We start from the raw sequence: 26,257 nt of genomic DNA on the forward strand, positions 1-26,257 counted from the left end.
CTCTCTCTCCTTTGCGCCCCCTCTAACGTCAAACCACTCCCTTGGGCAGGTCGAACTCTCTCAGCATGGACTGGAATTCTTCCTCCATTCCCTCGTGAATGTGGTAGACGTGGTCGTCCGTGGGGAAACGGCCTTTCTTTACGTCCTGGACGTATTCCTTGAAGGCGGCTATTTCCACCTCGGCTACGTTGGCGTATTTCTTGACGAACTTGGGAGTGAAGGCCTGGAACAGCCCCAGCATGTCGCCGCAGATTATGAGCTGTCCGTCGCAGGGAGCTCCGGCACCTATGGAGTAGACGGGTATCTCCAGTTTTTTGGCTATGAACTCGGTGAGCTCCGGCGGAACCGCCTCCAGCAGAAGGGCGTAGGCTCCGGCGTCCTGTACCGCGATGGCGTCTTTTATAAGCTCTCTGGCGCTTTCCGGGTCCCTTCCCTGGGCCTTGAAGCCGCCGAGCTGTCCGGAGCTCTGAGGCGTCAGCCCTATATGGCCGCATACGAGAATGCCCGCGTCGGTTATGGCCTTGATCCTGGAGCAGACCCTGCGGCCTCCCTCCAGCTTGACGCAGTCCATATCGGCCTCCTTCAGGAACCGTATGGCGTTGATCACGGCGTCCTCATCGGATACCTGGTATGAACCGAAGGGCATATCTCCCATGCACCACAGGTCGGGGGCTCCCCGGCGGACCGCCCGGCAATGTATCAGGCATTCCTCCATGGTGACGGGAACGGTGCCGTCGTAGCCTAGCAACACCATACCCATGGAATCTCCAACCAGGATCATGTCCATCCCGGCCTGCTGGGCGAAGGAAGCGGTAGGGAAATCGTAGGCGGTTATCCAGGTCGCCTTTTCTCCCTCTCTCTTCATTTTCACAAAGTCCAATCGGGTCTTCTTCTTAGCCATGTCGGTTCCTCCTCACGTTTCCAAATTACCTACTAGGGGTAACAGGAATATATGCCTTTCGCTTAATTCGGTCAACTGCGAAAAAAGGCTCTTTGCCGACAAAATAGGTATCCGAACGGAGCGATCGCCTTTTTCATCCGTGGTTGGCAGATGAATCCGGTAGTATGATAGGAGATGGCGGTTTAGATGGCTGCCTAAAACTGTATGAGAGGTGATCCACGATGATCGAAGTTGCGGTTTTTCTGACGGACGGTTTCGAGGAGACCGAGGCCCTCACGACGGTGGACATACTGCGAAGGGGAGATGTGGACGTGACCACGACGTCCCTGACAGGATGCATGACCGTCAAGGGCAAGCACGGCGTGCCGGTCACGGCGGACGCCCTTTTCGACGATGTGGTGGACCGTCCCTTCGATATGCTGGTGGTTCCTGGCGGAACCGTGGCTTATACGGAGCACCAGGGACTGCTGGATCTGGTGGTCCGTTATGATTCGGAGGGCAAAAAGCTGGCCGCCATATGCGCGGCTCCGGCGGTGTTCGGCAAGGCGGGAATTCTCAAAGGACGAAGGGCCGTGTGCTACCCTGGCATGGAGTCATGGCTCACCGACGCCACGATAGGTTCCGACATGGTCGAGACCGACGGTCACATAACCACCGCCAAGGGCCCTGCCGTGACCCCGTTTTTCGCACTGAGGCTCCTGGAGATCCTGAGGGGAAAGGAAGTTGCCGACGAGGTTGCGAAGGCCTTTTTGATTCCGTTGGTGCGGTGAGAGTTTATCCACCTCGGCACACCATGGAAGACAGCTCTCTGGAGATGCCGGAACACACAAAAATACGGAGATCCTTTACGGTTTTTTTGAGGGGAGTGTTGCTCCCCAGGAGGATCCCAGACAGGGATTTCTCGGCCTATAACGATCTGCTGGAGGTGGATACCATGCTTGCGGAAAAGGTAAGAGATTGGACAAAGGCCTGGGAAAAAGAGGGGCTTAGAAAAGGAATACACAGAGGTCGCAGAGAGGGAATGGAAAAGGGCAGACAGGAAGGGTTACGGAAAGCTCTTGCTCGTACAGCAATGAGGATGATCGAAAAGGGCATGGATCTCGAAACCATCAGTGAATTGACCGGTCTGGACATCGATAAAGTAAGAGACATGAGCCAAAACCCCGATAGGTACAGAGCCGAAACGGACGGATAATTTTATGGTGAAGAAATAGGAGGCCCGATCGGGCCTCCTATTTCTTCTGCATTGTCCGATCCGAAGTAGATCTTCCGCGGTGTGGGATATCTCAGAGACGAGTGGATAACGTACAATATCTTTCGTGCATTTGCTTGAGGTGAAACTTGGCGGTAGTCCTCGAGAGTATGAGCGTTTTTAGAGGCTCCCTATAGTCAAGTTCTCACCTTTTAAGATTGGGATCTTGCGTCAAAAAACGTTGCGTGGTAAAATCGCCACATTGAATTGAGAGGAGGCGTCTTATGACAGAGAAAGACAGGACAGCGGCTATCTTCAAGGCGTTGAGCCATCCTCTGAGGCTTGAGGTTGTCCGAAGGTTGGGGCATGGCGAGGAATGTGCCTGTAAGATAGCCCAGTGGTTCGACTCGGACAGGACCACCGTCAGCAAACACCTGGCGGTACTTAAAGACGCCGGAGTACTGAAAGACCGAAAGGAAGGCCAGTGGATACTCTATTCCGTGGCCCTCTGCTGCGTATTGGACATGATAGAGTGCATCGATTCGGGGCAATGTGGACCTATTTCTTGACAGGAGGTAATTATAATGACCGTTAAAATTCAGATACTGGGAACAGGCTGTGCAAAGTGCAAAAAGCTGGCGGAAGAGGCCACAAAGGAACTGGGATTGGAGTACTCCATGGAGAAGGTAACCGATATCGCCGATATCCTGGAGTTCGGGGTGACGGGAACCCCGGGATTGGTCGTCAACGATAAAGTTGTCTCTGTAGGCAAAATTCCCTCCCTTGAGGCGACAAAGAACCTTATATCCAAAGCCCTGTAACAAAATTCAGGCCCCTTTAGGGGCCTTTATAAGGACAAATAGCGTGGCTTTTTTGTCACATAATCGACTAAAAGTTCTGGAAAGAAGGGTTGTTGTTGAACGATAAAAGCAAATTTACATGGATTTTAGCGGTCTTTGCCCTGGCCTACTGGCTTCCCATAGAATCTCCAGGGGTCCGTTCCGGAGCGGTGGAGGCACTGGCGATGCTCCACGAGTACGCCCAGGAGCATGTGCTGCTTTGCTTGGTGCCAGCGTTTTTCATAGCGGGAGCCATTTCTGTTTTTGTCAGCCAGCAGGCTGTCATGAAATATCTCGGGGCCCAGGCTAAAAAATGGGTGGCCTACTCGGTTGCGGCGGTATCCGGGACGATACTGGCGGTGTGTTCCTGCACGGTTCTTCCCCTTTTTGCGGGAATCTACAAAAGAGGGGCAGGACTTGGGCCCGCCACGGCGTTTCTATACTCCGGCCCTGCCATAAACGTACTGTCCATCATCCTCACAGCCAGGGTCTTGGGCTTCAAGCTGGGACTGGCGAGAGCCTTAGGGGCGGTCGTGTTCTCGGTGCTAATCGGAATATGTATGGCCTTTATATTCCGTGGCGAGGAGGAGGAAAGGCAGAAGGGCTTCGCCCAGCTTCCCGACGACGGGTCCGAGAGGGCTCTGTGGAAGACCGTCTGGCACATGGCGAGCATGGTGGTATTTTTGGTCTTCGCCAACTGGGCCGCTCCCAAGGTTCCAGGAGGGGTATGGGAAAGCATATACTCGGTTAAATGGTACGTAGCTGCCGCTGCGTTCCTGTCGACACTGGGGTCGACCTTTCTGTGGTTCAAAAAGGACGATAGACAGGAATGGATGGACTCCACCTTCGGCTACTCTCTTCAGGTGTTGCCCCTATTGTTTGGGGGAGTGTTGGTGGCGGGGTTCCTGCTTGGACGGCCAGGACACGAGGCACTTATACCGAGCCAGTGGGTCGCTTCTCTGGTCGGCGGCAACTCCATCGGGGCTAACTTTTTCGCCGCAATATCCGGGGCCTTTATGTACTTCGCCACCCTCACCGAGGTCCCCATACTCCAGGGACTTCTGGGCTCGGGAATGGGACAGGGCCCCGCTCTCGCCCTTCTCCTGGCAGGACCGGCCCTATCACTGCCGAATATGCTGGTCATAAGAAGCGTCATAGGGACAAAAAAGACCGTCGTCTACGTCAGTTTGGTGGTGGTGATGTCCACAGTAATAGGGATCTTATTCGGCTACGTAGCCTAAAAACACCGATAACGGAGGGATGAAGAGATGAGAGATAAACCGACTATACTTTTCCTCTGTACAGGTAACTCCTGTAGGAGCCAGATGGCCGAGGGCTGGACCGACCACATATGGGGAAATCGATTCCAGCCCCTATCGGCGGGATCCGCCCCCCACGGTCTGGACCCTAGGGCAATTGCGGTGATGGCCGAGGCTGGGGTGGATATATCGGGATACAGATCAAAGAGTGTCACCGAGTTTTTCGACTCCCCGATCGACCTGGTGATAACGGTGTGCGACAAAGCCAAAGGAACCTGTCCGGTGTTTCCGGGGAACACAAAGACTATCCACTCTGGCTTTGAGGATCCTCCAACTCTAGCCAGGAAGACCGAGGACGAAGAAGAGGCGTTGGACTTCTACCGAAAGGTCAGAGACGAGATAAAGGCCTTCGTTGAAGGGTTACCGGAAATAGCGGATAATATTTAAGGAGGGTAAAGAGAATGGAAGACTGGAAAAAAGCACCTCAGGATACGGTTGTATGCGAGAGCTGCAACATGACGAAAAGGGACGTGGTTAAGGCCTTGGCCTCCGGAGCGGAGACGGTGGAGGACGTCATAGCGGCGGCCTCCGGTCAGAGCGACCGGTGCGACTGCAAGGAGGACGTTCAGGCCATAATAGACGCCTATCTGCCATCCATCAAATCGATGAAATCAGGTTGTTGCTGTAAAGGAGACTGTTGCTAGTTTAGCCCCCATCCCGTTGGAGAGAGGAGAGAGAAGATGGCAAAAGGGATATCGATTTTCGAGAGGTACCTAACCCTATGGGTGGGACTGTGCATCTTGGGAGGGATAGCCTTAGGAAAGGTCGCCCCCAACCTGGCGTCGACCCTAGACGGAATGGCGATCACGGTAAACGGGGCACCGGTGGTGTCCATCCCTATAGCCATATGCCTATTCGCCATGATGTACCCTATCATGGTAAAAATAGATTTTAACGAGGTCATAAAGGCCGGAAAGAGCGTCAAACCAGTGGGGCTGACACTGTTCATAAACTGGGGCATAAAGCCTTTTTCCATGTACGGAATAGCCCTGTTCTTTCTGGGTTTTGCCTTTAAGGGTTTTATCGGTCCCGATGCCATGGACCTGGTGAAGATGCCCTTCGGACTCGATCTAGCAGTAGGCTCCTCTCACGGGGCGGGGACGGTGGTAATGTCGGAGGGGATAAAGATGCTCCAGATCCCCCTATGGAGGAGCTACCTGGCGGGGACAATTCTGTTGGGGATAGCCCCATGTACCGCTATGGTGTTGGTATGGGGGTTTCTCTCCAAGGGCAACGATGGTCTGACCCTGGTCATGGTGGCCATAAACTCACTGACCATGTTGGTGTTATACGGAGTTTTGGGGGGGGTCCTTCTGGGAGTGGGAAGGCTTCCGGTTCCCTGGCAGGCGCTGCTCCTCTCTATAGGGATTTACGTCGCCCTGCCCCTTCTGGCGGGATACTTTTCCAGAAAGTGGATATTGACGACCAAAGGCAAGATGTGGTTTGAGGAAAAATTCCTCCACGTTCTGACGCCGATCACCATCGTGGCCCTGCTTGCGACTCTGGTTTTGCTGTTCTCCTTCAAGGGAAAGGTTATCGTACAAAATCCCATGACTATACTGTGGATCGCTATTCCCCTGTTCATCCAGACGATCCTCATCTTCGCCTTGGGATACGCCGCGGCGAAATTTATGGGGCTGTCCTATAGGGACGCCGCTCCTGCGGCTATGATAGGGGCCTCCAACCACTTTGAGGTAGCAATCGCCACAGCGACTATGCTCTTCGGCCTGTCCTCCGGGGCGGCTCTGGCTACGGTGGTGGGGGTTCTGATAGAGGTTCCGGTAATGCTCATGCTGGTCCGGTTCTGTCTCAGAACCCAGCACTGGTTTAAAAAGTAAAAGCGATATTCCGCAAAGAGGGGACGGAGGACAGTTTTTTCTTCGCCCCCTCTTTGTATGGTTCTCATTATTTTATCGAGCAGCCAAAGACATCAAGCAAAGGATGATCAAATCGAATGGATCACAACACCAGACTGTATATATCGGACAAAAAACATTGATCAAAGTTATGGCGATAGTCATCATCATGTTGCTGATGGGCCTACAGGTCATGGATATTTTTAATTTTCTGCCCTCGACGCACCTACTGTCAAAAAACACGAAGACAGGGTATATCGGGGCCTTTCTGGCAGGAGTTTTAGGAGGGCTCTTTTCCTCTCCCTGTGCTACGCCTGTTTTGGTTGTCCTGTTGAGTATCGTAGCTGGAAGCGGGGATATCGGACATGGCGTCATGCTTTTGCTGCTATATTCACTGGGGCACAGTATCTTAGTTCTTGCCGCAGGGACATCGGTAGGATTCGCATCTAAACTCATGGCAAGCAAAAAATACGGTGTATTCAGCTCTGCTTTGAAATACTGTCTGGGCATAGGTGCTTTGCTGATATCATTTGCCCTGTTTTACATGGGTTTTTAAAATCTACATTTCGCCAGTATGTTGACGTACTTTAAGCGAAGGGATCCTAACTCGGGTCCCTTCGTTTATTTCATTCAAGGCTTTATACTTATAAAAAGACTTGATATAAATAGCGGATGGGGGGGGCTGTCTTGGTTTTTCGTCTGTTGAGCGTTTTTATTTTGGTTTTATGTCTTTTGGTGCAGCCTGGTCCTTCTTTAGCGGCGGAAGGGCTGCCTCTGCCGAGTCTGGCGGAGTTGGAGACGATGGTTAGCCAGGGTCCAGAGGTCCTTGCCGCCCTGCACTCCCTCGCCAGGGACGAACATCTGGAGAGGTCCGTTCTCCAGGAGATGGGGCCGAAACTATTCGCCGGGGTCAACTATGGCTACAGCCACGAACCGGCCTCGGAGACGTCGGAGGAGAAGATCTCCTACGGAAAGCTGACCTTCAGGGCCGGAGTTACATTTCCCATTCTCGGGACCTGGAACAAGGAGAAGATAGGTCTGCTACAGGCTAAGCTTCGTTCTATGGAGGGTCGTATCTCCGCCGAGAGGGTCACGGAGGTTAACGTGACGGCCCTTAGAAAGGCCTATATAGTTCTATGGGGCGAGATCGGCAAGAGGAAGCTCATGGATGCCTTTCTGGCAAATAGGGAGAAAGTAGAGGCTGCCCTGACAGACAGGACCCAGGACGGTCTATTGTTGGAATCGGACAGGTTGGAGTTCTCCTCCGCCTACGATTTGGTCTTGAGGGATCGTATAGCCTCTCGAAGGACCCAGGCTCAGGCGGTTCAGTTCATAAGGGAGGCCACCGGCCGTTCCTGGACCGTGGGAGACGAGGTCATGAAGCCTACCCTGCCGGATTGGGACGGGAATGGTTTCGGAGAGCTTCTGTCGGTGAAGCATCTGGCCGGAGTTCGCTACCAGGAGGAAAGGGAACAACTCTATCGAAGGATTCTAGGTCTGTCGGAAAGGTTGGGCAGAGAGGGATCGGTCGAGGTAGGGATTACTACCGGACGGGATTTCCCCGGGGCAACCGGAGCGGGGGCCTATATAGGGGTAAACCTGTTGGAGCCTTTCGGAAGTTTGAGCTCCGAAGAGGACGAGACCTTTCTGGCCGCCAGCGCCGATCTTGAACGCCGCCGGGCGGAGGACCTTCTGGACCGCATAAGGCTGGACGGAGAGCTTATAGACTCCCAGTATCTTCTGGAGTACGCCCTAGGATCGGTTCGCTTCGGGGTCACTAGGGCCAGAGGGGCGGCCGAGGCGGTCAGACAGAACGGTCTCAGACACGGCCGTATCGCCGGCGACACCTTGGAGGCCCTCCAGAGAAGCCGTTACGATTATCTGAGATCCGCATTGGACCTCATGGACGCCCAGCTTCTGGCGTTGCAGGCACTGGTGGAGATGGGACGGTTCGTTCCCTCCGCCCCGGAGGAGAGGGCCTATCCCCTGAGGCTGTTCGAGGAAAACAGTTATATTCTGGACCCCTCCTGGCTGGGCGACGGTCCTAAAACGATCGAAAGCAGGCCTGTCCCGAGACCGGTCGAGATCACCCCGAAGGCCGATGCGGCTAAAAAGCCCTCGGCGTCGGTCTATGTATGGAAGGCCGAACCTCTTTTGAACAGTGGTACCAGAGGCTCCGAGCTCGATCGTCTGATAGAAGAGGGATTCGACAGGGTGCTTCTTTCCTTCAATTCAGGCGAGGTCAGGGCTTTGAAGAAAAGCGAAAGGGCCAGAGCTTCCCTCAGAGCCTTGCTCAGGGCTTCCGATAGCAGGGGAGTGAGGATGGACCTTCTGTTGGGGGACCCGAGCTGGATACTTCCGGAGCACAGGGTCGAGCTGGCAAATCTGGTGAGGTTTTTCGCACCCTTCGAGTTCGACGGACTCCATCTCGACTTGGAGCCCGACTCCATACCGGGAGCGGCGAGCAGACGGATAGAGCTGGCCGGAGAGCTGATCAGGACCCTGGAGTTGATAGACGGCGTTACCGATCTGCCCATATCCCTGTCGGTACATCCCAGGTATCTCGAGGGAGATCTACGGTCGTTTTTCGGTCCTAAGTTGGCGAAGCTGAACCCGGAGGAGGTGGCGGTGATGCTCTATTCCACCGATGCCGAACTGGTGGCCCGGAGGTTCGGAGCCATATTGAGAGCAAACGGAGATCTCCACATCTCTCTGGCCCAGAGCATAGAGAAGGTTCTCTCGACGAAGGAAAGCTACGGCTCTCTGGGCAGGTCCGCCATGTGGAGCCGACTTTCCTACTACGACGAGCGTTTCGATCGCTCGAATTTCCGGGGATTCATCGTCCAGGCGTGGCTGGACTATAAGGAGGCGGTACGATGAAGGTCACCTTTTCTCCCAAGAAGAGCAAGGATCCCAACAGAGAGGGGGATATAAAGGTAGAATACGCTCCGGCCAGAAGGGCCTTTCCCCGCTGGCGTTGGTACTTCGTGGTTTTGCTGGTGTCCTCTCCGCTTCTGTTTTTCTTCTTCAGGGTCGGGTTGGGCTTTCTCTGGGCCTCCTCTCCGGGAGTCGTCTTCATGGAGAAGGTGTCGGTCAACTGCCCCAGACCGGGATTGGTGACGGAGCTGCCGGTTCTGAGAGGGCAGGAGATCTCGTCGGGCGATCTCATCGCCAAAGTTGTCGAACCGATGTTGGAGGCCCGTAAGGCTCCTCTTATAGCGGAGAGACGGGCCATATTGGCCCAGGTTCCTCAGTTGGCTCAGGAAGGTTCTTTAAAGAAGAGCCTGGCTCTGGCTGGAAAGGTGCTCGACGGAGAGAGGGATGTTCTGAGACAGGTGCAGTGGCTTTTTGAAAGAGGGGCAGCCACCAGGGCGGAGCTGAACGAGGCCCGGGGCAAGGTGGTTAGGGCCGAGGGAGATGTCATAAGGGCTCAGGCAGATCTGGAGGTGGCCTCCGCGACGGTCGACATCCCCCAAAACGCCGTTAGGCTGGCCCAGATAGAGGCGGAGCTTGGAGCCATGGAGGAGAGCCAGGGCGAACTGACGATCCTGTCTCCTATACCGGGTGTGGTCCTGGATCTTTACGCCGAGGAAGGGCAGACGGTGGCTCAGGGGGCTCCCGTAGCCACTTTAGGTGATCCCGACTCCGTGTCGGTGGTTGCTTTCGTCGATCCAAGATATCTCAGCATGATAGACCTGGAATCTCCGGCGAGGGTAAGGTTTCCCGGAGGTACCGTCATGGAGGCCGATCCCGAAGGCAGACCGGTCATCGCCGGGCCTCTGCCCTCCGCTTTGGCCGAGCCGTTTTCCGAGGGTAAGCAGACCGTTCAGGTCTATCTTAAGACCGATTCTCCCATACCCTTGAATCTGATGGTGGAGGGACTCCCGGTGAAGATTCACTGGGGATTCCACTTCCCCTGGAGGTGAACCTTATGGACAGACCTAAATTGATCCGTCTGGTGTCAGATGGGACAGGGGTTCTGGTCTCGTCTGACCTACTGGTCGAGATATATGATCCCGACAGAGTTTCCTCCGTTCTTTTGGACGGTAACTACGGAGGCCTTATTCTAGATATGGATCTAGAGGAGTCGGTTCTGGTGTCGATACTGACGGAGGTTCGAAAGGCCCCCTCCATCTGTTGGCTTCCGGTGCTGTGTTCCTCCGCGCTTGACGGAGATCTGGTCTACCTGACCGACGGGGTAGTTACCTCGACGGAGGAAGCTGCCGTAACCAGTGCAGAGGTTCGGAAGAGAGTCGCCGAGATAGATCTCGACGCCCTGAGCCAAGGCAGGGAGTACAGATTAATGGGATATCTCTACGGCAGAACCTCCGACATATGGCCGGTTCTTCGACCGACTTCGCACGATCTGTACGTCTATCCCGCCGCCGATTTCCTCAGCGGAGAGGGAGATTCGGCTCGTTGGCTCAGGAACATGAGGGAGCGAGGACTTGTCGGTAACGGCACATTGGTGGACAGGATCAGAAGGTGTCCCAGCTGCGAGGGGCCTCGGCTCAACTACGTCGACGTATGTCCCGGCTGCGGCAGCATCGACATAGCGGCCAAGGAGTTCACCCACTGCTTTACCTGCGGAAGAGTGGCCCCTACGGAGGAGTTTCTCCGTGGACATACCCTTCAATGTCCCTTTTGCAGCACCATGTTGAGACATCTGGGCTCGGACTACGACCACCCTCTGGAGAGCTTCGTCTGCAACGATTGCGGGCTTCGGTTCATAGAGGCCGATGTGGTGGTGGACTGCCTCGACTGTCGAACCAGGTCCAAGCCGGAGGATCTGCTGATAGACTCCATCCATAGCTATCGTCTGACCGAGAAGGGGCGCTCCGCCGCCAAGGTCGGCTCCATCGACGATGTCTACGCCCTGTTGGACCGGCTGAACTACGTGGTACCGGCCTACTTCGACCAGTTTCTGGACTGGCTGATAATGCTCAATCGCCGCTACCCTGACGAGGTTTTCTCTTTGCTGGGAATCCGCTTCTTCAATATAGTGGAGATGTCCGAGATCCTCGGAAGGCAGAGAACGGCTCAGCTCATGGACTCTCTGGCCGGAAGGCTCAGACAGCTTATAAGGGGGACCGACGTCTCCACCAGGAACGGAACGGGGATACTCTGGCTCCTGCTTCCCAGGACCGACAGAGAGGGAGCCTCGATTTTGGAGGAACGGATTTTGGCCTTGGCGAACGAGGTAGTGGTGGAGGGGGTCCCCAAGCCTCGTTTTTGCTCCTCTCTTTTCTCCGTATCGGAGGATCTGCTCGAGAGGGACACGGCGGCCCTCGTCCTCGCCAGGTTGTCCGGAGATCTGGAGGGAAGCTGATTTGAACGTCCCGGAGCCCCTTTTCAGGGCGGTATCTCTTTTCCTGGACGCCCCTCTTTCGCCGGAGACATGGCAGGTTCTCCTCAAGTTCATCCCCTTCGTGCTTTTTCTGGAGATGCCGGTCTATATAATGATAATCCTCGGGGTGCTGAAACATTGTCTCGAACGAATGTACCAGCTTCCCTGGCGGAGCGACTATTATCCGTCGGTGTCCTGTCTCGTGACATGCTACAGCGAGGGAGATGCGGTTAAACATACCATAAGGTCTCTGGCTCGTCAGATATACCCGGGCAGGATTCAGATAATACCCATAGTGGACGGAGCGGCGTTGAACGGGGAGACGTTCAGGGCGGCCAAGTCGATGGAGTCGGCTGTGGCTAGGTTGTCCAACCGATCCCTTCAGGTGGTCCCCAAGTGGCAAAGAGGCGGCAGGGTCTCCGCTCTCAACACCGGGATGAACTTCGCCGACGGAGAAATCGTAATGGCCCTCGACGGCGATACCTCCTTCGACAACGATATGGTGGAGCGGGCCACCAGACACTTCGAGGACCGGTCGGTTGGGTGCGTGTCCGGTTGTCTCAGGGTCCGAAACGCTCGGAGCGGCCTGGTGACGAGGCTTCAGGCAATAGAGTACTTCCTATCGATACAGGCGGCCAAGACGGGACTGAGCGCTCTCGGCGTGGTGAACAATATCTCCGGCGCCTTCGGAGTGTTTCGCAGATCCGTGTTGGATCTCATAGGTGGCTGGGACGCCGGTACCGCCGAGGATCTGGACCTGACTCTCAGGGTGAAGAATTATTTCGGTCGTTACGACGGTTTCAGGATCATATTCGACCCGGAGGCCATGGGTTTCACCGACGTGCCCGATACTTTCAGGGATTTTTTCAAGCAGAGGTTGAGGTGGGACGGAGACCTGTCGTTTCTGTATTTCAGAAAACACTGGAGGAGCTTTTCTCCCAAGCTGGTGGGGTGGAAGAACTTTCTCGCCCTTCTCTGGACGGGACTGCTCTTTCAGGTGGTGATGCCCCTTCTGATAGTCTGTTACACAGCCTATCTTTTCGTGGCTTATCCTCTGTCCTTCGCCGTGTGGATAACCGTTTTGGTATACCTCTTCTACCTGGCTGTGACGGCAGTGATGTTCCTCCTCTTCGTCCTTCTGCTGTCGGAGAGACCGAAAGAGGATCTGGCGACGATGCCCTGGATAGTGCTAAGCCCCCTTTTCGCCTTCGCCTGTAGGGTATACGGTGCTTTCGCCACCCTGTGGGAGCTTTTGGGAAGAGGGCACAGGGACACCAACATGGCCCCATGGTGGGTTACCAAAAAGAGCAAATTCTAGAGGATGAACGGCTATGCCGTTTCGGAAAGGACATAGTATAAATGAGCGAACTGGACATCATACAACCCAGACTGGCGGTGCTTATAGACGCCGACAACGCCAGGCCGTCGATCACCGAGCCTCTGCTGGCGGAGGTAGCCAAGTACGGAGTTGCGAGCGTCAAGCGCATCTACGGCGACTGGACCACCCCTAATCTCGGAGGTTGGAAGACCGTGCTTCTGGAGCACTCGATCCAGCCGATACAGCAGTTTCGCTACACCGTGGGGAAGAACGCCACCGACAGCGCTATGATAATAGACGCCATGGACCTGCTCTTCACCAACCGTTTCGACGGATTCTGTCTCGTGTCCAGCGACAGCGACTTCACCAGGCTGGCCGCCAGGATAAGGGAGGCGGGATTGATGGTCTACGGTTTCGGCGAGAAGAAGACCCCGAAGCCCTTCGTGTCGGCCTGCGACAAGTTTATCTACACCGAGGTCATATCGGTGAACAAGGAGGACTCCCCCTCGGCGATAAAGAGAAAGACCACCGACGAACTCAAGGGAGACACCCAGCTGGTCAACCTGTTGAGATCGGCCCTCGAGGCGGCGTCGGACGACACGGGATGGGCCCAGTTGGGAACGGTGGGTAGCAACATAGCCAAACAGTCTCCCGAGTTCGACCCCAGAAACTACGGCTACGGCAAGCTGGGAGAGCTGGCCTTCGCCATAGGCATATTCGACGTGGACGAGAGGGTCCAGAGCGACGGCCATTCTCGGGTGATATACATCAGAAACAAGCCCAAGAGCAGAAAGGTCGCCCGTAGAACCACCAACGGAAATGGCAACGGAGGCAACGGTAGAAAGACCAGGAAAAAGACCCAGTAAAGTTTGAGTGAGGAGGAACCGCATATGAAGTTCGTCGCGTTCGAATCTGAAGAAGTTACGGGGATCGGGGTCATGACGGCAGACGAATGTGCCGTTTTGGACATTAGGTCCGCTCTGCCCGATCGGGACTATCGGGACATGCAGGATTTCATAGAGAGGTCCTCCGAGGGGGATATAGAGGTTCTTAGAAAGGCCATCGAGTCTCCGGAACGTTTCGGGCCTCTATCTCTGGATAAGGTTCGGGTGCTCCCTCCCATAGCCAGGCCGATCCACGACGTGCTCTGCGTCGGGGTCAACTACAGGGATCACCTGGAGGAGACCAAGGGAGAGATGAAGGACTTCGCCGAACCCTCCGCCCCTGTCTTCTTCACCAAGAGGGCGATCCGAATCATAGGGGATGGCGAGCCAATAGAGGCCCGTCTCGACCTGGACGATCAGCTGGACTACGAGGTCGAGCTGGCCGTCATAATAGGCAAGGCCGGTGTGGATATACCGGCGGAGAAGGTCGAGGAGCACGTCTTCGGTTATTCCGTGCTCGACGACCTCTCCTCCCGCAGGCTTCAGAAAAGACACGTCCAGTGGTTCCGGGGCAAGAGCCTGGATACCTACACCGCCATGGGGCCGGTCATTCTTCATAAATCGGCCCTGCCCTTTCCCGTGAAGGTGGACGTCAGAAGCTACGTCAACGACGAGCTTCGCCAGAGCTCCAACACCGCCATGTTCATCCACGACATACCGACCCTGGTTTCGGAGATCTCCGCCGGGATGACCCTGGAGCCGGGGGACATAATAGCCACAGGCACCCCGGCGGGGGTAGGAATGGGTTTCTCCCCTCAGAGGTTCATGAAGAGAGGGGATACGGTGGTCTGCGAGATCCCTCCAATAGGACGGCTGGTCAACAGGGTAGAGTGACCTGAAGGCCCTTCAGATGGTCCATCCCTTTATCAGGGTGTCGATGGCCTTCTGTATGTCCAGCTCGTTCTCCGGGTCCAGAGATGCCGTAGCCTCGTCCAGCACCAGAATCGGCGAGTTCTTCAATATGGCCCTGCCAGAACTGGGGGATCAGATTGGCCGCGGTGGATTTTCCCGACCTGGACGGTCCTACCAGAGCCGTGACCGCTCTCTCTGGCAGAGAAGGACAGCTCGCTCAGGGCATCTACCCTGGTGGATTCGTACTCCGCGATCCGTAGGAGAAGGATACGTTCTCAAATGCTACGTCGTGTCCCTCATGTATCCGTGAAACTCCCACCATACGTGAACCGTTCCGCACACCATCGCCGTGATCGAGAGGGGCGACACGTCGTCCCTCTCCAGCCTTCCCCAGTTGGCCATGCGGACCATCCTGGGGTTGTCCCTGTAGAAGGAGAAGGCTACCTCTATCATGTCCGAGATGAACTCCGGCCCCGCCCCGACGGGAACCGGCTTGGGTTGAAGCTTATCCCTCCATTGATCGACTATCCCGTCTTTGACAGCCTCGTACAGTCCCTCCTTGTTCTGAAAGTAAAACAGTATCAACGGCCCGGAGGCCCCGCTTTTTCCTCTCTCATAGTTAGAAAGACCTCACTTGCTTGTCGATCGGTAAGTTAGTTAATATAAACAAAAATGTCAAGGGGCAAAGAGGGCCGTTCCCGCTCAAATGGCTGTACGAGATCTCTCGTTGAGGATATAATCTCTATTCGGTTGTGTAATTTTATCGGGGTCAGAATAAGATGGGCTATTGGATAGGGTGTATCGGAAGAAATAAAAAAATGAATTTTTCGAGGTGGTTGTCTGTGAGAAGGTTTCTTAGCAGGTCGTTTCTTTTAAGGGTCTTTCTGCCGGTGGTCCTGATAGCCGGGGTCGTGGCTTTCAAGCCGTCCAGAGATTGGATAAAACAGGTATTCTTGATGTTTCAGCTTCTGGACGTGAACCTTATTCGGGGATATATACTGTCGTTCGGCATTTGGGCTCCTGTTATGTCCTTTTTTCTCATGGTGTTTCAGTCGGTTATAGCTCCGCTTCCGGCGTTTCTGATAACCTTCGCCAACGCCGGGCTTTTCGGTTGGTGGAAGGGAGCTATCCTGTCCTGGTCGAGCGCCATGGCCGGTGCGGCTCTATGTTTCTTCATAGCCAGATGGTATGGCAGAGGCCCGGTTGAGCGTCTCACCTCCAAGGCGGGACTCGAAGGGGTAGACCGCTTCTTCGAACGCTACGGCAACTACGCCGTTTTCGTGGCGAGGCTCCTTCCCTTCGTGTCCTTCGATATCGTAAGCTACGGGGCCGGACTGACCTCCATGAAGTTCTGGCCGTTTTTCCTGGCCACCGGGTTAGGGCAGCTGCCGGCCACCGTAGTCTACTCTTATGTGGGAGGGATGTTGACCGAGGGGACGAGACGTTTCGTCCTGGCCCTTTCCCTGCTTTTCGTCTTGACCGCTTTGGCCTCTCTGTGGAAAAAAATCTATAGGGATCGCAGGGACTCGGAAGGTTGCGTCGATCTACCCTCAGGGGATCGATAGACGTTATTTCTCTATCGGCATGTCCTCGTTTCCGCCCCACTCGTAGATGGATCCCTCGTAGTTTCTCACCCGCTCAAAGCCGACGGCTCTGAGAACCGAGGTAACGTACCCCGATCTTATGCCCATCGTTCAGTAAACGGTGAAGGAATCCTGCGGAGTCAGTCCGAATCTATCTTTCATGATGGATTTTATTTCCTCCGCCGATTTGGGGCTGCCGTCTTTGTTCAGTATGTCCAGCCACAGCATCCACTCGGATCCGGCTATGTGGCCGCCTCTTGGTTCTCCGGCGTTGGTGCTGCCGTCGAACTCCTTTTTGGTTCTAGTATCGATGATGAGTTCCTTTCCCAAGGAGCTATACACCTGATCCATAGTGGTGTACCAGGATGGATCGTATTCGTGAAGGGTGAGTGCCCCTTCGTTCGAGGGGGAAGGTTTCGCCACCTTTCTCGTCAGGTCGTATCCCAGCGAACGATAGAGGGGCAGTCCACCGTAGAGTAGTTTCACGTTCTTCATTCCGGCCATCTTCAATTGCCAGAAGTTGCGTCCGTCCGCTCCGGGGCCCTTGAACATGTCGGAATACAAAACCACTATGGAATCGTCGTTCACTCCCAGTTCTCTCAGTTTTTTCTCTAGACGATCTATTGGAAGGGAGGTTCCCCAACCGGGGTCGCCAGGTCTTCCTACCGTTTTTGAGAGGAAGTGAAAACCGATGTTTACCGCTCCCGGAATGTGTCCCTTCCGGTAGACCTTGGGATTGTTTCCGTCCAACAGGACCAGCCTGGGGTCGCCTAACATCGAATGGAGCTTCTGCGGCGTGATGAAGTACTCGGGGTGGACGAATCCGGAAAGATCCGGCTCTCCGCCCCAAGCGGTCGCCGAGATGGTCAGCATGCATAACGCGAACCACACTCGGAGAAGAGTTTGCTTCATTTAAGTAACTCCTTTCATATGAAGGTGCTATCATCATGCGATCCCTACGAAAAGGGATTATACACATTATAACCTGCGGTGACCAGGGTTGCCGTGTGGATAGAAGGAGGTCGAGAGTTGAAATTGAACGAGGCCGCTTGCCCGGAATTACGGGTTTTCGCCGATAAATGTGTCGATTGCGGAATGTGTCTGAAGGGATGTATTATGTCCGACCAGCTGGAGGAGGGACCGGGGAAAGTAGTCTCCCATTTTCTTAAAAACGGCGTGATCGAGGACGACTGGCCCTTCCGTTGTTCCCTTTGCGGCTACTGTTCCAGTGTCTGTCCCGTAGGAGCGGATCTCAGGTCCGTCATGACCGCCCTCAGAAAAAAGGCCTGCGTAAAGCCGTCCTTAAAAATGAAAAAACTTTTTTTCGGAGTACTCGTGTTCCAGTTTATGGCGGCCTGGAAACATATGGGGACCCCTCCGGTCTTTCCGAAGGGTAAGGGAAATAGGTTGTTTTTCCCGGGGTGTGCCTTGGCGTCCTCCGATCCGGAGCTGGTGCTGATGACCTGGAGAGAGCTCCGTTCCCTGGATTCCGACATGGGAGTTATGGTCGGTTGCTGTGGAACTCCCGCCGCGTCTCTCGGGCGAGACGACGTTGCCGGAAGGATAAGGGATGGGCTGGCTAAAACCCTTAGATCCTGTGGGGTCGAGGAGATCGTGGTGGCCTGTCCGAACTGTCTGAAGGCCCTGTCGAGCCTTCCCGTGAAGGTGTCGTCCATATGGGGTTACCTGGGGGGTAACGCCTCTCTGTCCGGATCTCTACATGCCGAGTTAGAGGAGGCCATGTTCCACTCTCCCTGTCCTCTCAGGGACGACGAAAGGGAGTTGACCGAGGTCGAGAGGCTGGCGGAAGCGGTATGCCCGTCGATACGCACCGATCCCTACGGTTCGGAAGGCGGACTTTGCTGTGGGGCGGGGGGAATGGTTCCCATCGTTCATCCCGAGGTCTTATCGTCCTGGTCCGAGAGGATTTCCCGCTACAGACGTAACGGGGAGACGGTGGTCTGCTGCTGTCAGAGCTGCGTGGACTCTTTAGGGGGAGGAAGCTCCGGCGTAGTGCATCTCCTGAGGTTGCTGCTGGGAGGTGCTTCGCCGCCTCCTCCTACGGGATTGGCTAGATGGGCCAACCGCAGGAAACTGAGAAGGGCGATATTCGACGACGCAAAATGATTTTTTAATTTTCATGGATTATTTTTTATCGGAGGGGTTCTGAATGACTTGGAAAATAGCGTCTAAAACAGGGGAAATACTGAAAAAGGGCTCGGACGGCTCGGGAATCGATAGGGACGAGGCTCTTTATCTGATGGCTCTTCCCTTGAGATCCAAGGATACCTATGCCTTGATGGAAGCGGCCGATACCCTTTCCAGGGATACCTTCGGCAACAAGGGGGAGAATCACTTTCACATAGGTCTGAACGTGGCTCCCTGTCCTCTCAATTGCAGTTTCTGCTCTCTGACCGTGAAGGCCGGAATCTTCAAGGAATCTATAGATTTCTCCGACGATCAGATTCTTGAGTGGGCGAGACACGGTGAATCCCGCAAAGCCGATTCATTGAATCTCATGACCACCGGGAGCTTTCCCATGGAACGGCTCCTCCACGTAGGCAGGCTCCTTCGGGACAACGTCGACGTTCCCCTGGTGGCCAACACCAGAGACATAACCCACGAGGAGGGAGAGGCCCTTCTGGAGGCCGGTTTCGTAGGGGCGTATCACGCGGTGCGGCTAGGTGAGGGCAGAGATACCCCTCTAAAAAGGGATAAGAGAATCGAGACTATCAAGGTCCTCAAAGACGTGGGGCTGAGATGGATGAACTGCGTAGAGCCTGTGGGACCGGAGCACGAGGCGGAGGAGATAGTCGATCTTATGTTTCTGGCGAGAAAATACGAGGCCACCTACAGCGGAGTAATGAGGAGGGTCAACTTCCCCGGTTCTCCCATGGAAAAATACGGCATGATAACCGAGAGGGAGATGTCCAGGATGGTGGCGGTGTCCCGTCTGGTGATGGGAACCGTGCCGAAGGCCCACTGCACCCACGAGCCCAACTCCCTTTCTCTGATAGCAGGGGGCAATCTCCTCTTTCCCGAGGTGGGGTCCAGCCCCAGAGACGGGGAGGCCGACACGGGCAAGGGAAGGGGAAACACCGTCGAGAACTGCGCTCGTATCCACATGGAGACCGGATGGGATCCGACCAGAAAATCGAACTGTTTCGCCTAAAGAGCATATCTAAAAACGCTACTCCTCGGAGAGGCCGTTTCGTCGTAGCCCGTTCGAGCTCGTATTTCCGAATCTGCCGTCGTGTAGTACCGATGGGGCGACAGGACGTCGCCCCAAGCCGAGGGGGCACAGGACGTGCCCTCCGAGGCGGTCGGTGCGAAACAGGCAGATCGGAAATACGTTTGGGCGAGACAGGGCGGAGACGAAACGGCCTCTCCGAGGAAACTCGGACGTGAGTTTTTGAGATACCGAAAGGACGTGTCGAGATGAGGAAGCTAGTTTTTTCGATTCTTCTGTTTCTCTGTTTCGCGGCTGCCTCTTCCGCGAAGGAGGCCGTAAGGGTCGGGACCTGGAAAACCGCTCAGACCATACAGCCTTTTTTCTACGGCGATTACGCCTCCGAAGACGTGGAGGTCCTCTCCTTCACCAATCCGGCCGATCAGAAGACGGCTCTTCTGGCGGGAAGTCTCGGCATGTGCGGCACCACCATCGCTCACGCCATACACTCCGCCTCCATGGGGCAGCCGGTCGTTTTGGTAGCATCTCTCTGCAACAGGTGCTCCGCCCTGGTTGTAGGAAAGGACGGCCCCATAGAGAAGATCTCCCAGCTCAGAGGTAAAAGGATAGGTTACGTCCCCGGGACGATGCACGAGATACTGTTGCGAGAGGCCCTGACCCGTAACGGCCTGTCCCCGGAGAAGGACGTCAGCCTGGTCAGGATAGACTTCTTCGACATGGGAACCGCCCTAGCCCGAGGAAGTATAGACGCTTTTCTGTCCGGAGAGCCCTTCCCCACCCTCGCCGTGGCCGATGGATACGGCCGTGTACTGTCCTATCCCTATTACGACGACAGCGTGGGGACCATAAACGCCGGGATGTTGGTCACGGAGAGGCTCATAGAGGAAGATCCCGACATGGTGATGGACCTGGTGAGGGCTCATGTCAGGGCCACCGAGTTTTTAAGGTCCAATCCCGACGTATGGCTGAAAAAAACGGTCTCCTTCGGAACGAAAAAGGAGATACTGGAGAAGGCTTCGGCCAACATAGAACTTGCCTGGGACATGGACGACGCCTTCGTGAAGAGGGTCAAGGCACTCGGCGCCAGGATGGAGGAGCTTCACGTAATAGACCGCCAGCCCGACTACGAAAGGCTTTTCGACCTCTCCTTCGTTCGCAGGGTCAAGGAGGAGATGGGGTTTTGACCAAAAGATCCCGGGCCTCTGCTTTTCTGCCCTGGATCGTTCCGACGTGCCTTCTGGGTGCCTGGTTCTGGGTATGCCGCACCGGAATAGTCCCGACTTATCTGCTGCCCGACCCGATGGACATAGGAAGATCCGCTTGGGTCTACCTGTTCGGCGAGGTCGGATCCGCCCCATACGCCGGGAGATTCGTAGCCGATCTATCGGCCAGCACCGGGAGGGTCGCCATGGGATTCGTCGCCGCGGTCGTCTTCGGTATACCTATGGGTGTGGTCTCCGGCAGGGTCCCGATCGTCAGGAGCCTGTTGGGAACCACCGTAAACGGACTCCGCTCCGTGCCGGGAATAAGCTGGCTGCCTCTGGCCATGGTGTGGTTCGGCGTGGGCATGAAGACCACCGTCTTCCTGGTGGCCTTGGCTTCGTTTTTCCCCGTGTACGTCAACACCGCCATAGGGGCAGGAAATGTCGATTTCATACTTTATCAGGTCGGTGCCACCATGGGGGTCGGCAGGATAAGGGGCGTTTTCGACATACTGCTGCCCGCCGCCATGCCCCAGATAATGAGCGGCCTCAGGTTGGGGCTTGGAACCTCCTGGGCGTATCTGGTTTTGGGGGAGCTGACCGGAGTTCCCTTCGGTCTGGGTGCCCTCATAATGGACGCCAGGATGATGGGAAGGATAGACATGATAATAGTCGGCATAGTGGTCATAGCCGCTATGGGAAGGCTGAGCGATCTGTTGCTGTCGTCGGCCATGAGATTTTTCTTTCGCTCGGCCCGGAGGATGGCGTGAGCCGTCTGAAAGGGACGGGGCCGGCCGCTCTGTCGGTTCGAGGGATCTCCAAGACCTTTCTGGAAAAGGACGGCGAACTAGAGGTTCTCTCGGACGTGTCGTTCGATATAGAAAAAGGCGAGCTGGTCTGCGTTTTGGGGCCGAGCGGTTGCGGAAAGAGTACTTTGCTGAAGATAGTGGCGGGTCTTGAATCCCCCGACCGGGGAGACGTGTCTGTGGAGGGCCGGACTGTCTCGGGGCCGGGACGGGACAGATGCGTGGTCTTTCAGGAAGACGCCCTCTTTCCCTGGCTTACAGTGGCGGAGAACGTGGCCTTCGGGGCGAAGGGAAGGATGGCCAAGTCGGAGCTGAGGTCCGAGGTGAAGCGGCATCTCGAGATGACCGGACTGTCTCGTTTCGCCGACTATCTTCCGAGAGAGATATCCGGTGGCATGAAGCAGAGGGTCGCTCTGGCCAGGGTCCTGATACTGAAGCCCAAGGTCCTGCTGATGGACGAGCCCTTCGGTGCCTTGGACGCCCAGACCAGGGAGGCCATGCAGGATTTGCTTCTCTCTCTTATAGAGGACCATTCCTACACCGTGATGTTCATAACCCACGACGTGGGCGAGGCTGCCGCCATAGCCGATCGGGTGATCGTGATGGATAGATCTCCGGGCAGGATCAAGGCATTCTTGTCCACCGATGGTCTCGATCCCACGGAGGTTCGAGCCGAGTTGAGGTCGATCATGAAGGCTCGATGACGGTGGGAACGCCGATGTATCACGAGTCGATTTCGCAGAGGTGATTTCGTTGGACCGAGTTATAGCTTTCGTCAAATGGCCCGAGCCGGGAAAGGCCAAGACCAGGTTGATACCTGCTTTAGGAGCCAATGGCGCGTCGGATCTTCACCGTCGGATGGCGGAGAGGACCCTGTCTTCCATAAGGCGTGGAGCGAGGATGGCCAGATGTTCCTCGGAAATCAGGTCCACCGGTTCGGATCCCGAACGCTTTCGCAGGTGGCTAGGCGAAGATCTTTCCGTCAGAGACCAGGGGGGCGGCGATCTGGGAATCAGGATGGAACTTTCGCTCCTGGACGCCCTCGAGGAAGGCGTGAAAAAGGTGCTGATCGTGGGAACCGACTGTCCCGACATGGATCCGTCTTTTATACCCAGGGTCATGAGGCTGCTCGACGATTATCCCGTAGTGATGGGGCCAGCTTCCGACGGGGGATATTACTGTCTCGGCATAGACCTCGGATCTACCGGAAAGAGGGCTTGTGCCCTGTTTCGTGGGATTCCCTGGAGTTCCGAAAGGACGGGCCGAGCTACGTTGTCGAAGGCCCGTTCCCTGGGGCTCGAGGTTGCCAGTCTTCCGATCTTGAGCGACGTCGACAGGCCGGAGGACCTGGCTGTGTGGAGGCGGGCCCGTAGAAAGATCTCGGTGGTAATACCGACTCTGAACGAAAAAGGCTCTGTCTCCCGTGCGATACGTTCCGCCCTGGGAGCTATGGACGTGGAGGTCATAGTCTCCGACGGAGGCAGCACCGACGGCACGGTGGAAGCGGCCGAGCTGTGTGGCGCGAGGGTGGTTCGGTCTTCCCGGGGCAGGGCTGCTCAGATGAATGTTGGAGCTGAAGCCGCCTCGGGAGATATCCTGTTGTTTCTTCATGGCGACAGCGTTCTGCCCTGGGGATACGGCGGATCGGTCCGTAAGGTTTTGAGCGACGAAAAAGTGTCTTTAGGCGCCTTTTCTCTTCGTATAGGTCTGGGCGGCGAGTTGAAAGATCCCGAGTTCCGCTCCTCGATGGCGACTATTTCCTTCTGGGCCAACGTCAGGTCCCGGTGGCTGTCTCTGCCCTATGGAGACCAGGGCTTTTTTCTATGCAGATCGGTCTTTTTCGACCTGGGGGGCTTTCCCGAGATGCCCCTGTTGGAGGATGTATCGCTGGTGAGGTCCGCCTCGAGGGTCGGGAAGGTGACGACCCTTCCGGCAGTGGTCCTTACCTCCGCCCGCCGCTGGAAAAGGCTGGGTGCGGCCAGGACCTCCTTGCGCAATTTCATGATAATGCTTGCTTGGGGAATGGGAATCTCTCCGTCAAGGTTGGCGGCCTGGTATAGGGCCGGAAGTTCCATAAAAGGGGGTTCGTAACGATGAAGGGTAACTCCAAGGTGAGGCTTGCTATCGTAATCGGAGGGCTGTTGACCCTGTTCGTGGTCTTTCGGATGTGCGGCATAGACAAAAGCTGGTTTACCGAGGAACACCTTCGTTCGTTCGGGCCGATGGCTCCGGCGGTGTTCACCGCCATGTTCGCCGTGGCGGTGATTCTGGCCGTTCCCGGTGGCCCTATAACGATCCTGGCTGGTAGCCTTTTCGGCGTGTTTCACGGAACCGTCGTGGTCTCCGCAGGGTCTACACTGGGAGCGGCGGCAGCCTTTCTGATAGCCCGATACGCGGCCAGGGATCAGGTCTCCCGATGGCTGGCCCGAAATCCTAGATTCGTGAAGCTGGACGATATGATTCGAGAGAAGGGTTTTTTCGTCATTGCGATAGTGAGGCTCATCCCTCTCTTTCCCTTCAACCTGGTGAACTACGGGATGGGGCTGACCTCGGTCTCTTTCGGATATTACGTGCTGATGTCGTGGCTGTGCATGCTCCCTGGGACGGTCCTCTACGTGGCCGGAGGGGACGTCTTCAAGAAGGCTCTGATGGAGGGGTGCGTACCCTGGCGAACCGTCAGCCTCTGCGTGGTGATACTGATATGCCTGACTGTGGGTTATCTAGGCCTCAGAGGTTCGCTGAGCGAAAAGAGGGGAGAATAACGGAAGAAGGCGGCCGGATCTCCCGGCCGCCTTCTTGGCATGTGTCTTATTTTTTCAGAGTGGCTATTTCCGAGCTTCCCGTCTTGAATCTCTTCAGCTCTTCATCTATGGACCGAGCCAGTCTTGCCAGTCTCTCCGCCTCATGGGCCACTCCGTCGGATGCCTTAGCGGTCTCGACGGTGGAGGACTTGATGGATTCCACCTTCTGGGCCATCTCCACGGTGGATTTGGACGCCTGATCGACGGCTCCGGCCATCTCGTTGGACGATGCCGCCTGTTCCTCCGAGGTGGCGGCGATGTTCTGCATGGCCACGTTTACCCTCTTTATGCTCTCCAGAGTCTCGTCCAGTCCCTTTCTGGCCTCGGAGGCTTTTGCGACGGTGTCCTTCATCACCTCGGCTGTCTCCTTGGTCACCGATATTGACTCGCCGGTCTGTTTCTGAAGATCACCTATAAGGATGTCTATCTTTCCAGCGGCTTTGGCCGATTCCTCCGCCAGCTTTCGGACCTCCTCTGCCACCACGGCGAAACCCCTTCCTGCCTCTCCCGCTCTGGCTGCCTCTATGGCGGCGTTCAGGGCCAGGAGGTTGGTCTGATCCGCTATGGAGTTTATGGTCTCTATGAAGCTCGTTATCTGATGGACCGACTCGCCCAGGGCGTTCATTCTGGCTATGGTGTCGTCGGACTTACGTCCAACAGACTCGACTCCCTCTATGACTACCTCTACCAGCCCAGCCGCCTTCTCCGACGTCTCAGTGGCCGACTCGGTCGCCTCGGTTCCCTCCGTTGCCGATTCCGCCGCCAAATGGGCGCTTGAGGATACCTCCTCGACTCCTGCGTTGGTCTCCTCAAGCGAGGCGGCGTTCGTCTCGGCCAGAACGGCTATCTCCTCTACAGCCCGCTTCGCCTCGTCCATGGAGGCGTTGGCCTGTTCGCTTATGGCGGCCAGTCCGGAGGAGCTTTGGTTTATGCTGTCCGCCTCGGAGGTTATGTTGCCTATGGTCTCCCGGATGTTCTCCACCATGTCCGCCAGGGCCGCTATCATGTTCCCCAGCTCGTCCCTGGCGTCGTAGCCTATGGATCGGAGGTCCACCGTGAGATCCCGTTCCTTCATCAGTCCAGCCATGTCGGACACCTTCTTGAGAGGCGAGGCTATGCCCCTGTAGGTGAAGATCACCACGGCCAAGGTCAGTATCAGGGCTATCACGGATATTACGCTCAAAGGCAGGGTCAGAGAGTGTACCAAAGCCGCTATGGCGCTGACCGGGTAGAGTATCGCCAGAGACACCCCCCATTTCGTCGGGGTGTAGAACGCAGTGTGGCTTCCGTTCAGGTTTACCTCCATGAAGCCCGATTTGCCGTCAGTCATCCTTTTGCCCAGTTCCGCCATGTCCGCCTCGGTTTTTTCCGAGAGCTTTCTGGTCATGACGTCCTCCTCGATCGGTCCCGCTATGACCATCCCTTCGGTGCTGAGCAGGATTCCCTTGCCCTGTCCCAGTATGGTCAGTTTTTTGGTGAACTCGACCAGGTGACCTATGCCGACGTCGGCTCCGACGCAACCTACCAGCTTTCCGTCAGAGTCGTAAACCAGCTTGCTGAGCGATATGACCGGTTTCTTGGTGGTAACGTCGATGTAGGGCTCGGTCAGGGCCACCTTGCCTTTGCCGAGCTCGGCCGCCGCTACGTACCAGCTTCTCTTTCTGGCGTCGAAGCCCTCCGGTGGCACCAGCCTGTGACTAGTGGCGAAGTCTCCGTTGCTTGCAAAGCCGAAGTAGATGTCCTGGAAGCCCCATTTCTTGTTGACCTGAAGGGACTCGACCATCAGATCCTGCATCTGGACGAACTCCCTCTTGTTCTCTCTCCAGGCCTGATCGACGGCCAACACTGTGTTGTCGATTATACCGGCCAGCATGTCGAAGTGCTGGCTCACGGTCTCGGCCGCCCCCTTTACCGTCTCCGTCCCGGTCTCCATGACCTGGTTTTCCAGAATATCGTTGCCTTTCAAGAAGGTGGCGATCCCTATCCCCGACAGGGTCAGTACGAGAATCGTAAGCAACACGGCGAATCTGCGACCTATAGTCATATAAACGGACCTCCTGGGAAAAGATATCGTAACTTTCCCTTATTATACCCCTATGGCATCGAG

Annotated in this window: 29 protein-coding genes; 24 read left to right on the top strand and 5 right to left on the bottom strand. The window is 55.9% G+C overall.

Annotated features, from left to right (window positions below; all coding sequences use genetic code 11):
* Positions 1-28 precede the first annotated feature (28 nt).
* Positions 29-901 carry a 3-methyl-2-oxobutanoate hydroxymethyltransferase gene (gene panB / locus DPEP_RS04985; protein WP_005660131.1) on the bottom strand — a complete coding sequence of 291 codons (873 nt, stop codon included), beginning with the start codon at positions 899-901 and terminating at the stop codon, positions 29-31.
* A 221-nt stretch (positions 902-1,122) separates the two neighbouring features.
* Between panB and DPEP_RS04990 the strand changes: the two genes are divergently transcribed.
* The 16 genes from DPEP_RS04990 to DPEP_RS13640 all read left to right on the top strand — a co-directional run bounded on the left by DPEP_RS04990 (position 1,123) and on the right by DPEP_RS13640 (position 14,828).
* On the top strand, positions 1,123-1,671 hold the full coding sequence (locus DPEP_RS04990; RefSeq protein WP_005660133.1) for a DJ-1 family glyoxalase III: 549 nt from the start codon (positions 1,123-1,125) through the stop codon (positions 1,669-1,671).
* 23 nt (positions 1,672-1,694) lie between these two features.
* Positions 1,695-2,096, top strand: a complete 402-nt coding sequence (locus DPEP_RS13385; RefSeq protein ID WP_198003038.1) for an RpnC/YadD family protein — start codon at positions 1,695-1,697, stop codon at positions 2,094-2,096.
* Positions 2,097-2,377: 281 nt separating this feature from the next.
* Positions 2,378-2,662 (top strand): ArsR/SmtB family transcription factor, encoded by a 285-nt coding sequence (locus tag DPEP_RS05000; RefSeq protein ID WP_005660137.1) that lies wholly within the window; start codon positions 2,378-2,380, stop codon positions 2,660-2,662.
* 15 nt (positions 2,663-2,677) lie between these two features.
* Positions 2,678-2,914: a thioredoxin family protein gene (locus DPEP_RS05005; protein WP_005660138.1), complete on the top strand. Its 237-nt coding sequence runs from the start codon at positions 2,678-2,680 to the stop codon at positions 2,912-2,914.
* 95 nt (positions 2,915-3,009) lie between these two features.
* Entirely contained in the window at positions 3,010-4,173 is a 1,164-nt protein-coding gene (locus DPEP_RS05010) for a permease (protein ID WP_005660139.1), read from the top strand.
* Positions 4,174-4,200: 27 nt separating this feature from the next.
* Complete coding sequence (locus DPEP_RS05015) at positions 4,201-4,638, top strand: arsenate reductase ArsC (RefSeq protein ID WP_005660140.1); 438 nt, start codon at positions 4,201-4,203, stop codon at positions 4,636-4,638.
* A 14-nt stretch (positions 4,639-4,652) separates the two neighbouring features.
* Positions 4,653-4,895: a hypothetical protein gene (locus tag DPEP_RS05020; protein ID WP_005660141.1), complete on the top strand. Its 243-nt coding sequence runs from the start codon at positions 4,653-4,655 to the stop codon at positions 4,893-4,895.
* A 36-nt stretch (positions 4,896-4,931) separates the two neighbouring features.
* A complete protein-coding gene (arsB, locus tag DPEP_RS05025; RefSeq protein ID WP_005660142.1) occupies positions 4,932-6,089 on the top strand; it encodes an ACR3 family arsenite efflux transporter in 1,158 nt (385 codons plus the stop codon).
* A gap of 103 nt (positions 6,090-6,192) precedes the next feature.
* Positions 6,193-6,663 carry a cytochrome c biogenesis CcdA family protein gene (locus DPEP_RS05030; protein WP_050771300.1) on the top strand — a complete coding sequence of 157 codons (471 nt, stop codon included), beginning with the start codon at positions 6,193-6,195 and terminating at the stop codon, positions 6,661-6,663.
* Between the two features lie 146 nt (positions 6,664-6,809).
* Positions 6,810-8,987 carry a TolC family protein gene (locus DPEP_RS05035; protein ID WP_198003039.1) on the top strand — a complete coding sequence of 726 codons (2,178 nt, stop codon included), beginning with the start codon at positions 6,810-6,812 and terminating at the stop codon, positions 8,985-8,987.
* Positions 8,984-10,033: an HlyD family secretion protein gene (locus DPEP_RS12730; RefSeq protein ID WP_005660148.1), complete on the top strand. Its 1,050-nt coding sequence runs from the start codon at positions 8,984-8,986 to the stop codon at positions 10,031-10,033. The genes DPEP_RS05035 and DPEP_RS12730 overlap by 4 nt, the downstream gene beginning before the upstream one ends.
* A 5-nt stretch (positions 10,034-10,038) precedes the next feature.
* On the top strand, positions 10,039-11,436 hold the full coding sequence (locus DPEP_RS05045; RefSeq protein WP_005660150.1) for a TackOD1 domain-containing metal-binding protein: 1,398 nt from the start codon (positions 10,039-10,041) through the stop codon (positions 11,434-11,436).
* A gap of 1 nt (position 11,437) precedes the next feature.
* Entirely contained in the window at positions 11,438-12,772 is a 1,335-nt protein-coding gene (locus DPEP_RS05050) for a glycosyltransferase family 2 protein (RefSeq protein WP_005660152.1), read from the top strand.
* Positions 12,773-12,813: 41 nt separating this feature from the next.
* On the top strand, positions 12,814-13,638 hold the full coding sequence (locus DPEP_RS05055) for an NYN domain-containing protein (RefSeq protein WP_005660154.1): 825 nt from the start codon (positions 12,814-12,816) through the stop codon (positions 13,636-13,638).
* 24 nt (positions 13,639-13,662) lie between these two features.
* Positions 13,663-14,550 (top strand): fumarylacetoacetate hydrolase family protein, encoded by an 888-nt coding sequence (locus DPEP_RS05060; protein WP_005660156.1) that lies wholly within the window; start codon positions 13,663-13,665, stop codon positions 14,548-14,550.
* A 155-nt stretch (positions 14,551-14,705) separates the two neighbouring features.
* Positions 14,706-14,828, top strand: coding sequence for a hypothetical protein (locus DPEP_RS13640; RefSeq protein ID WP_274531987.1), 123 nt, complete (start codon positions 14,706-14,708; stop codon positions 14,826-14,828).
* A gap of 22 nt (positions 14,829-14,850) precedes the next feature.
* Here DPEP_RS13640 and DPEP_RS05065 read toward each other — a convergent pair whose 3' ends face one another.
* Positions 14,851-15,153 (bottom strand): TetR/AcrR family transcriptional regulator, encoded by a 303-nt coding sequence (locus DPEP_RS05065; protein ID WP_005660158.1) that lies wholly within the window; start codon positions 15,151-15,153, stop codon positions 14,851-14,853.
* A 257-nt stretch (positions 15,154-15,410) separates the two neighbouring features.
* On the opposite strand from DPEP_RS05065, the gene DPEP_RS05070 reads away from it, so the two are divergent.
* Positions 15,411-16,133: a TVP38/TMEM64 family protein gene (locus DPEP_RS05070; protein WP_005660160.1), complete on the top strand. Its 723-nt coding sequence runs from the start codon at positions 15,411-15,413 to the stop codon at positions 16,131-16,133.
* Positions 16,134-16,136: 3 nt separating this feature from the next.
* Here the strand turns inward: DPEP_RS05070 and DPEP_RS13645 are convergent, their stop codons facing one another.
* Both DPEP_RS13645 and DPEP_RS05075 read right to left on the bottom strand, forming a co-directional pair.
* Positions 16,137-16,259, bottom strand: a complete 123-nt coding sequence (locus tag DPEP_RS13645) for a hypothetical protein (RefSeq protein ID WP_255700374.1) — start codon at positions 16,257-16,259, stop codon at positions 16,137-16,139.
* 3 nt (positions 16,260-16,262) lie between these two features.
* Complete coding sequence (locus DPEP_RS05075; protein ID WP_005660161.1) at positions 16,263-17,063, bottom strand: sulfurtransferase; 801 nt, start codon at positions 17,061-17,063, stop codon at positions 16,263-16,265.
* Between the two features lie 117 nt (positions 17,064-17,180).
* On the opposite strand from DPEP_RS05075, the gene DPEP_RS05080 reads away from it, so the two are divergent.
* The 7 genes from DPEP_RS05080 to DPEP_RS05110 all read left to right on the top strand — a co-directional run bounded on the left by DPEP_RS05080 (position 17,181) and on the right by DPEP_RS05110 (position 24,111).
* Positions 17,181-18,278 (top strand): heterodisulfide reductase-related iron-sulfur binding cluster, encoded by a 1,098-nt coding sequence (locus DPEP_RS05080; RefSeq protein WP_005660163.1) that lies wholly within the window; start codon positions 17,181-17,183, stop codon positions 18,276-18,278.
* Between the two features lie 43 nt (positions 18,279-18,321).
* Positions 18,322-19,323, top strand: coding sequence for a biotin synthase BioB (locus tag DPEP_RS05085; RefSeq protein ID WP_005660165.1), 1,002 nt, complete (start codon positions 18,322-18,324; stop codon positions 19,321-19,323).
* Between the two features lie 266 nt (positions 19,324-19,589).
* The gene (locus tag DPEP_RS05090; protein WP_005660167.1) at positions 19,590-20,525 is read left to right on the top strand and encodes an ABC transporter substrate-binding protein; all 936 of its coding nucleotides are present in this window, start codon (positions 19,590-19,592) and stop codon (positions 20,523-20,525) included.
* Positions 20,522-21,313, top strand: a complete 792-nt coding sequence (locus tag DPEP_RS05095) for an ABC transporter permease (RefSeq protein ID WP_005660169.1) — start codon at positions 20,522-20,524, stop codon at positions 21,311-21,313. The genes DPEP_RS05090 and DPEP_RS05095 overlap by 4 nt, the downstream gene beginning before the upstream one ends.
* Positions 21,310-22,053: an ABC transporter ATP-binding protein gene (locus tag DPEP_RS05100; RefSeq protein ID WP_005660170.1), complete on the top strand. Its 744-nt coding sequence runs from the start codon at positions 21,310-21,312 to the stop codon at positions 22,051-22,053. Before DPEP_RS05095 ends, DPEP_RS05100 begins: the two co-directional genes overlap by 4 nt.
* A 49-nt stretch (positions 22,054-22,102) precedes the next feature.
* Positions 22,103-23,440: a TIGR04283 family arsenosugar biosynthesis glycosyltransferase gene (locus DPEP_RS12735; protein WP_005660173.1), complete on the top strand. Its 1,338-nt coding sequence runs from the start codon at positions 22,103-22,105 to the stop codon at positions 23,438-23,440.
* 2 nt (positions 23,441-23,442) lie between these two features.
* Positions 23,443-24,111, top strand: coding sequence for a TVP38/TMEM64 family protein (locus tag DPEP_RS05110; RefSeq protein ID WP_005660175.1), 669 nt, complete (start codon positions 23,443-23,445; stop codon positions 24,109-24,111).
* A gap of 46 nt (positions 24,112-24,157) precedes the next feature.
* On the opposite strand, the gene DPEP_RS05115 is transcribed toward DPEP_RS05110, so the two are convergent.
* Positions 24,158-26,194, bottom strand: coding sequence for a methyl-accepting chemotaxis protein (locus tag DPEP_RS05115; protein ID WP_005660176.1), 2,037 nt, complete (start codon positions 26,192-26,194; stop codon positions 24,158-24,160).
* Positions 26,195-26,257: the final 63 nt, after the last annotated feature.

Origin of the sequence: Dethiosulfovibrio peptidovorans DSM 11002 (genome assembly GCF_000172975.1) — a bacterium.
GTDB lineage: Bacteria > Synergistota > Synergistia > Synergistales > Dethiosulfovibrionaceae > Dethiosulfovibrio > Dethiosulfovibrio peptidovorans.

What these genes read in the sequence shown, in the direction of transcription:
- DPEP_RS05110 (WP_005660175.1), top strand. Translation starts at nt 23,443, where the DNA reads ATGAAGGGTAACTCCAAGGTGAGGCTTGCTATCGTAATCGGAGGGCTG.
- panB (WP_005660131.1), bottom strand. Translation starts at nt 901, where the DNA reads ATGGCTAAGAAGAAGACCCGATTGGACTTTGTGAAAATGAAGAGAGAG.
- DPEP_RS05055 (WP_005660154.1), top strand. Translation starts at nt 12,814, where the DNA reads ATGAGCGAACTGGACATCATACAACCCAGACTGGCGGTGCTTATAGAC.
- DPEP_RS05085 (WP_005660165.1), top strand. Translation starts at nt 18,322, where the DNA reads ATGACTTGGAAAATAGCGTCTAAAACAGGGGAAATACTGAAAAAGGGC.
- DPEP_RS05015 (WP_005660140.1), top strand. Translation starts at nt 4,201, where the DNA reads ATGAGAGATAAACCGACTATACTTTTCCTCTGTACAGGTAACTCCTGT.
- DPEP_RS05090 (WP_005660167.1), top strand. Translation starts at nt 19,590, where the DNA reads ATGAGGAAGCTAGTTTTTTCGATTCTTCTGTTTCTCTGTTTCGCGGCT.
- DPEP_RS05045 (WP_005660150.1), top strand. Translation starts at nt 10,039, where the DNA reads ATGGACAGACCTAAATTGATCCGTCTGGTGTCAGATGGGACAGGGGTT.
- DPEP_RS04990 (WP_005660133.1), top strand. Translation starts at nt 1,123, where the DNA reads ATGATCGAAGTTGCGGTTTTTCTGACGGACGGTTTCGAGGAGACCGAG.
- DPEP_RS05115 (WP_005660176.1), bottom strand. Translation starts at nt 26,194, where the DNA reads ATGACTATAGGTCGCAGATTCGCCGTGTTGCTTACGATTCTCGTACTG.
- DPEP_RS05060 (WP_005660156.1), top strand. Translation starts at nt 13,663, where the DNA reads ATGAAGTTCGTCGCGTTCGAATCTGAAGAAGTTACGGGGATCGGGGTC.
- DPEP_RS12730 (WP_005660148.1), top strand. Translation starts at nt 8,984, where the DNA reads ATGAAGGTCACCTTTTCTCCCAAGAAGAGCAAGGATCCCAACAGAGAG.
- DPEP_RS05005 (WP_005660138.1), top strand. Translation starts at nt 2,678, where the DNA reads ATGACCGTTAAAATTCAGATACTGGGAACAGGCTGTGCAAAGTGCAAA.
- DPEP_RS05075 (WP_005660161.1), bottom strand. Translation starts at nt 17,063, where the DNA reads ATGAAGCAAACTCTTCTCCGAGTGTGGTTCGCGTTATGCATGCTGACC.
- DPEP_RS05030 (WP_050771300.1), top strand. Translation starts at nt 6,193, where the DNA reads ATGATCAAATCGAATGGATCACAACACCAGACTGTATATATCGGACAA.
- DPEP_RS05020 (WP_005660141.1), top strand. Translation starts at nt 4,653, where the DNA reads ATGGAAGACTGGAAAAAAGCACCTCAGGATACGGTTGTATGCGAGAGC.
- DPEP_RS05000 (WP_005660137.1), top strand. Translation starts at nt 2,378, where the DNA reads ATGACAGAGAAAGACAGGACAGCGGCTATCTTCAAGGCGTTGAGCCAT.
- DPEP_RS13385 (WP_198003038.1), top strand. Translation starts at nt 1,695, where the DNA reads ATGGAAGACAGCTCTCTGGAGATGCCGGAACACACAAAAATACGGAGA.
- DPEP_RS13645 (WP_255700374.1), bottom strand. Translation starts at nt 16,259, where the DNA reads ATGGGCATAAGATCGGGGTACGTTACCTCGGTTCTCAGAGCCGTCGGC.
- arsB (WP_005660142.1), top strand. Translation starts at nt 4,932, where the DNA reads ATGGCAAAAGGGATATCGATTTTCGAGAGGTACCTAACCCTATGGGTG.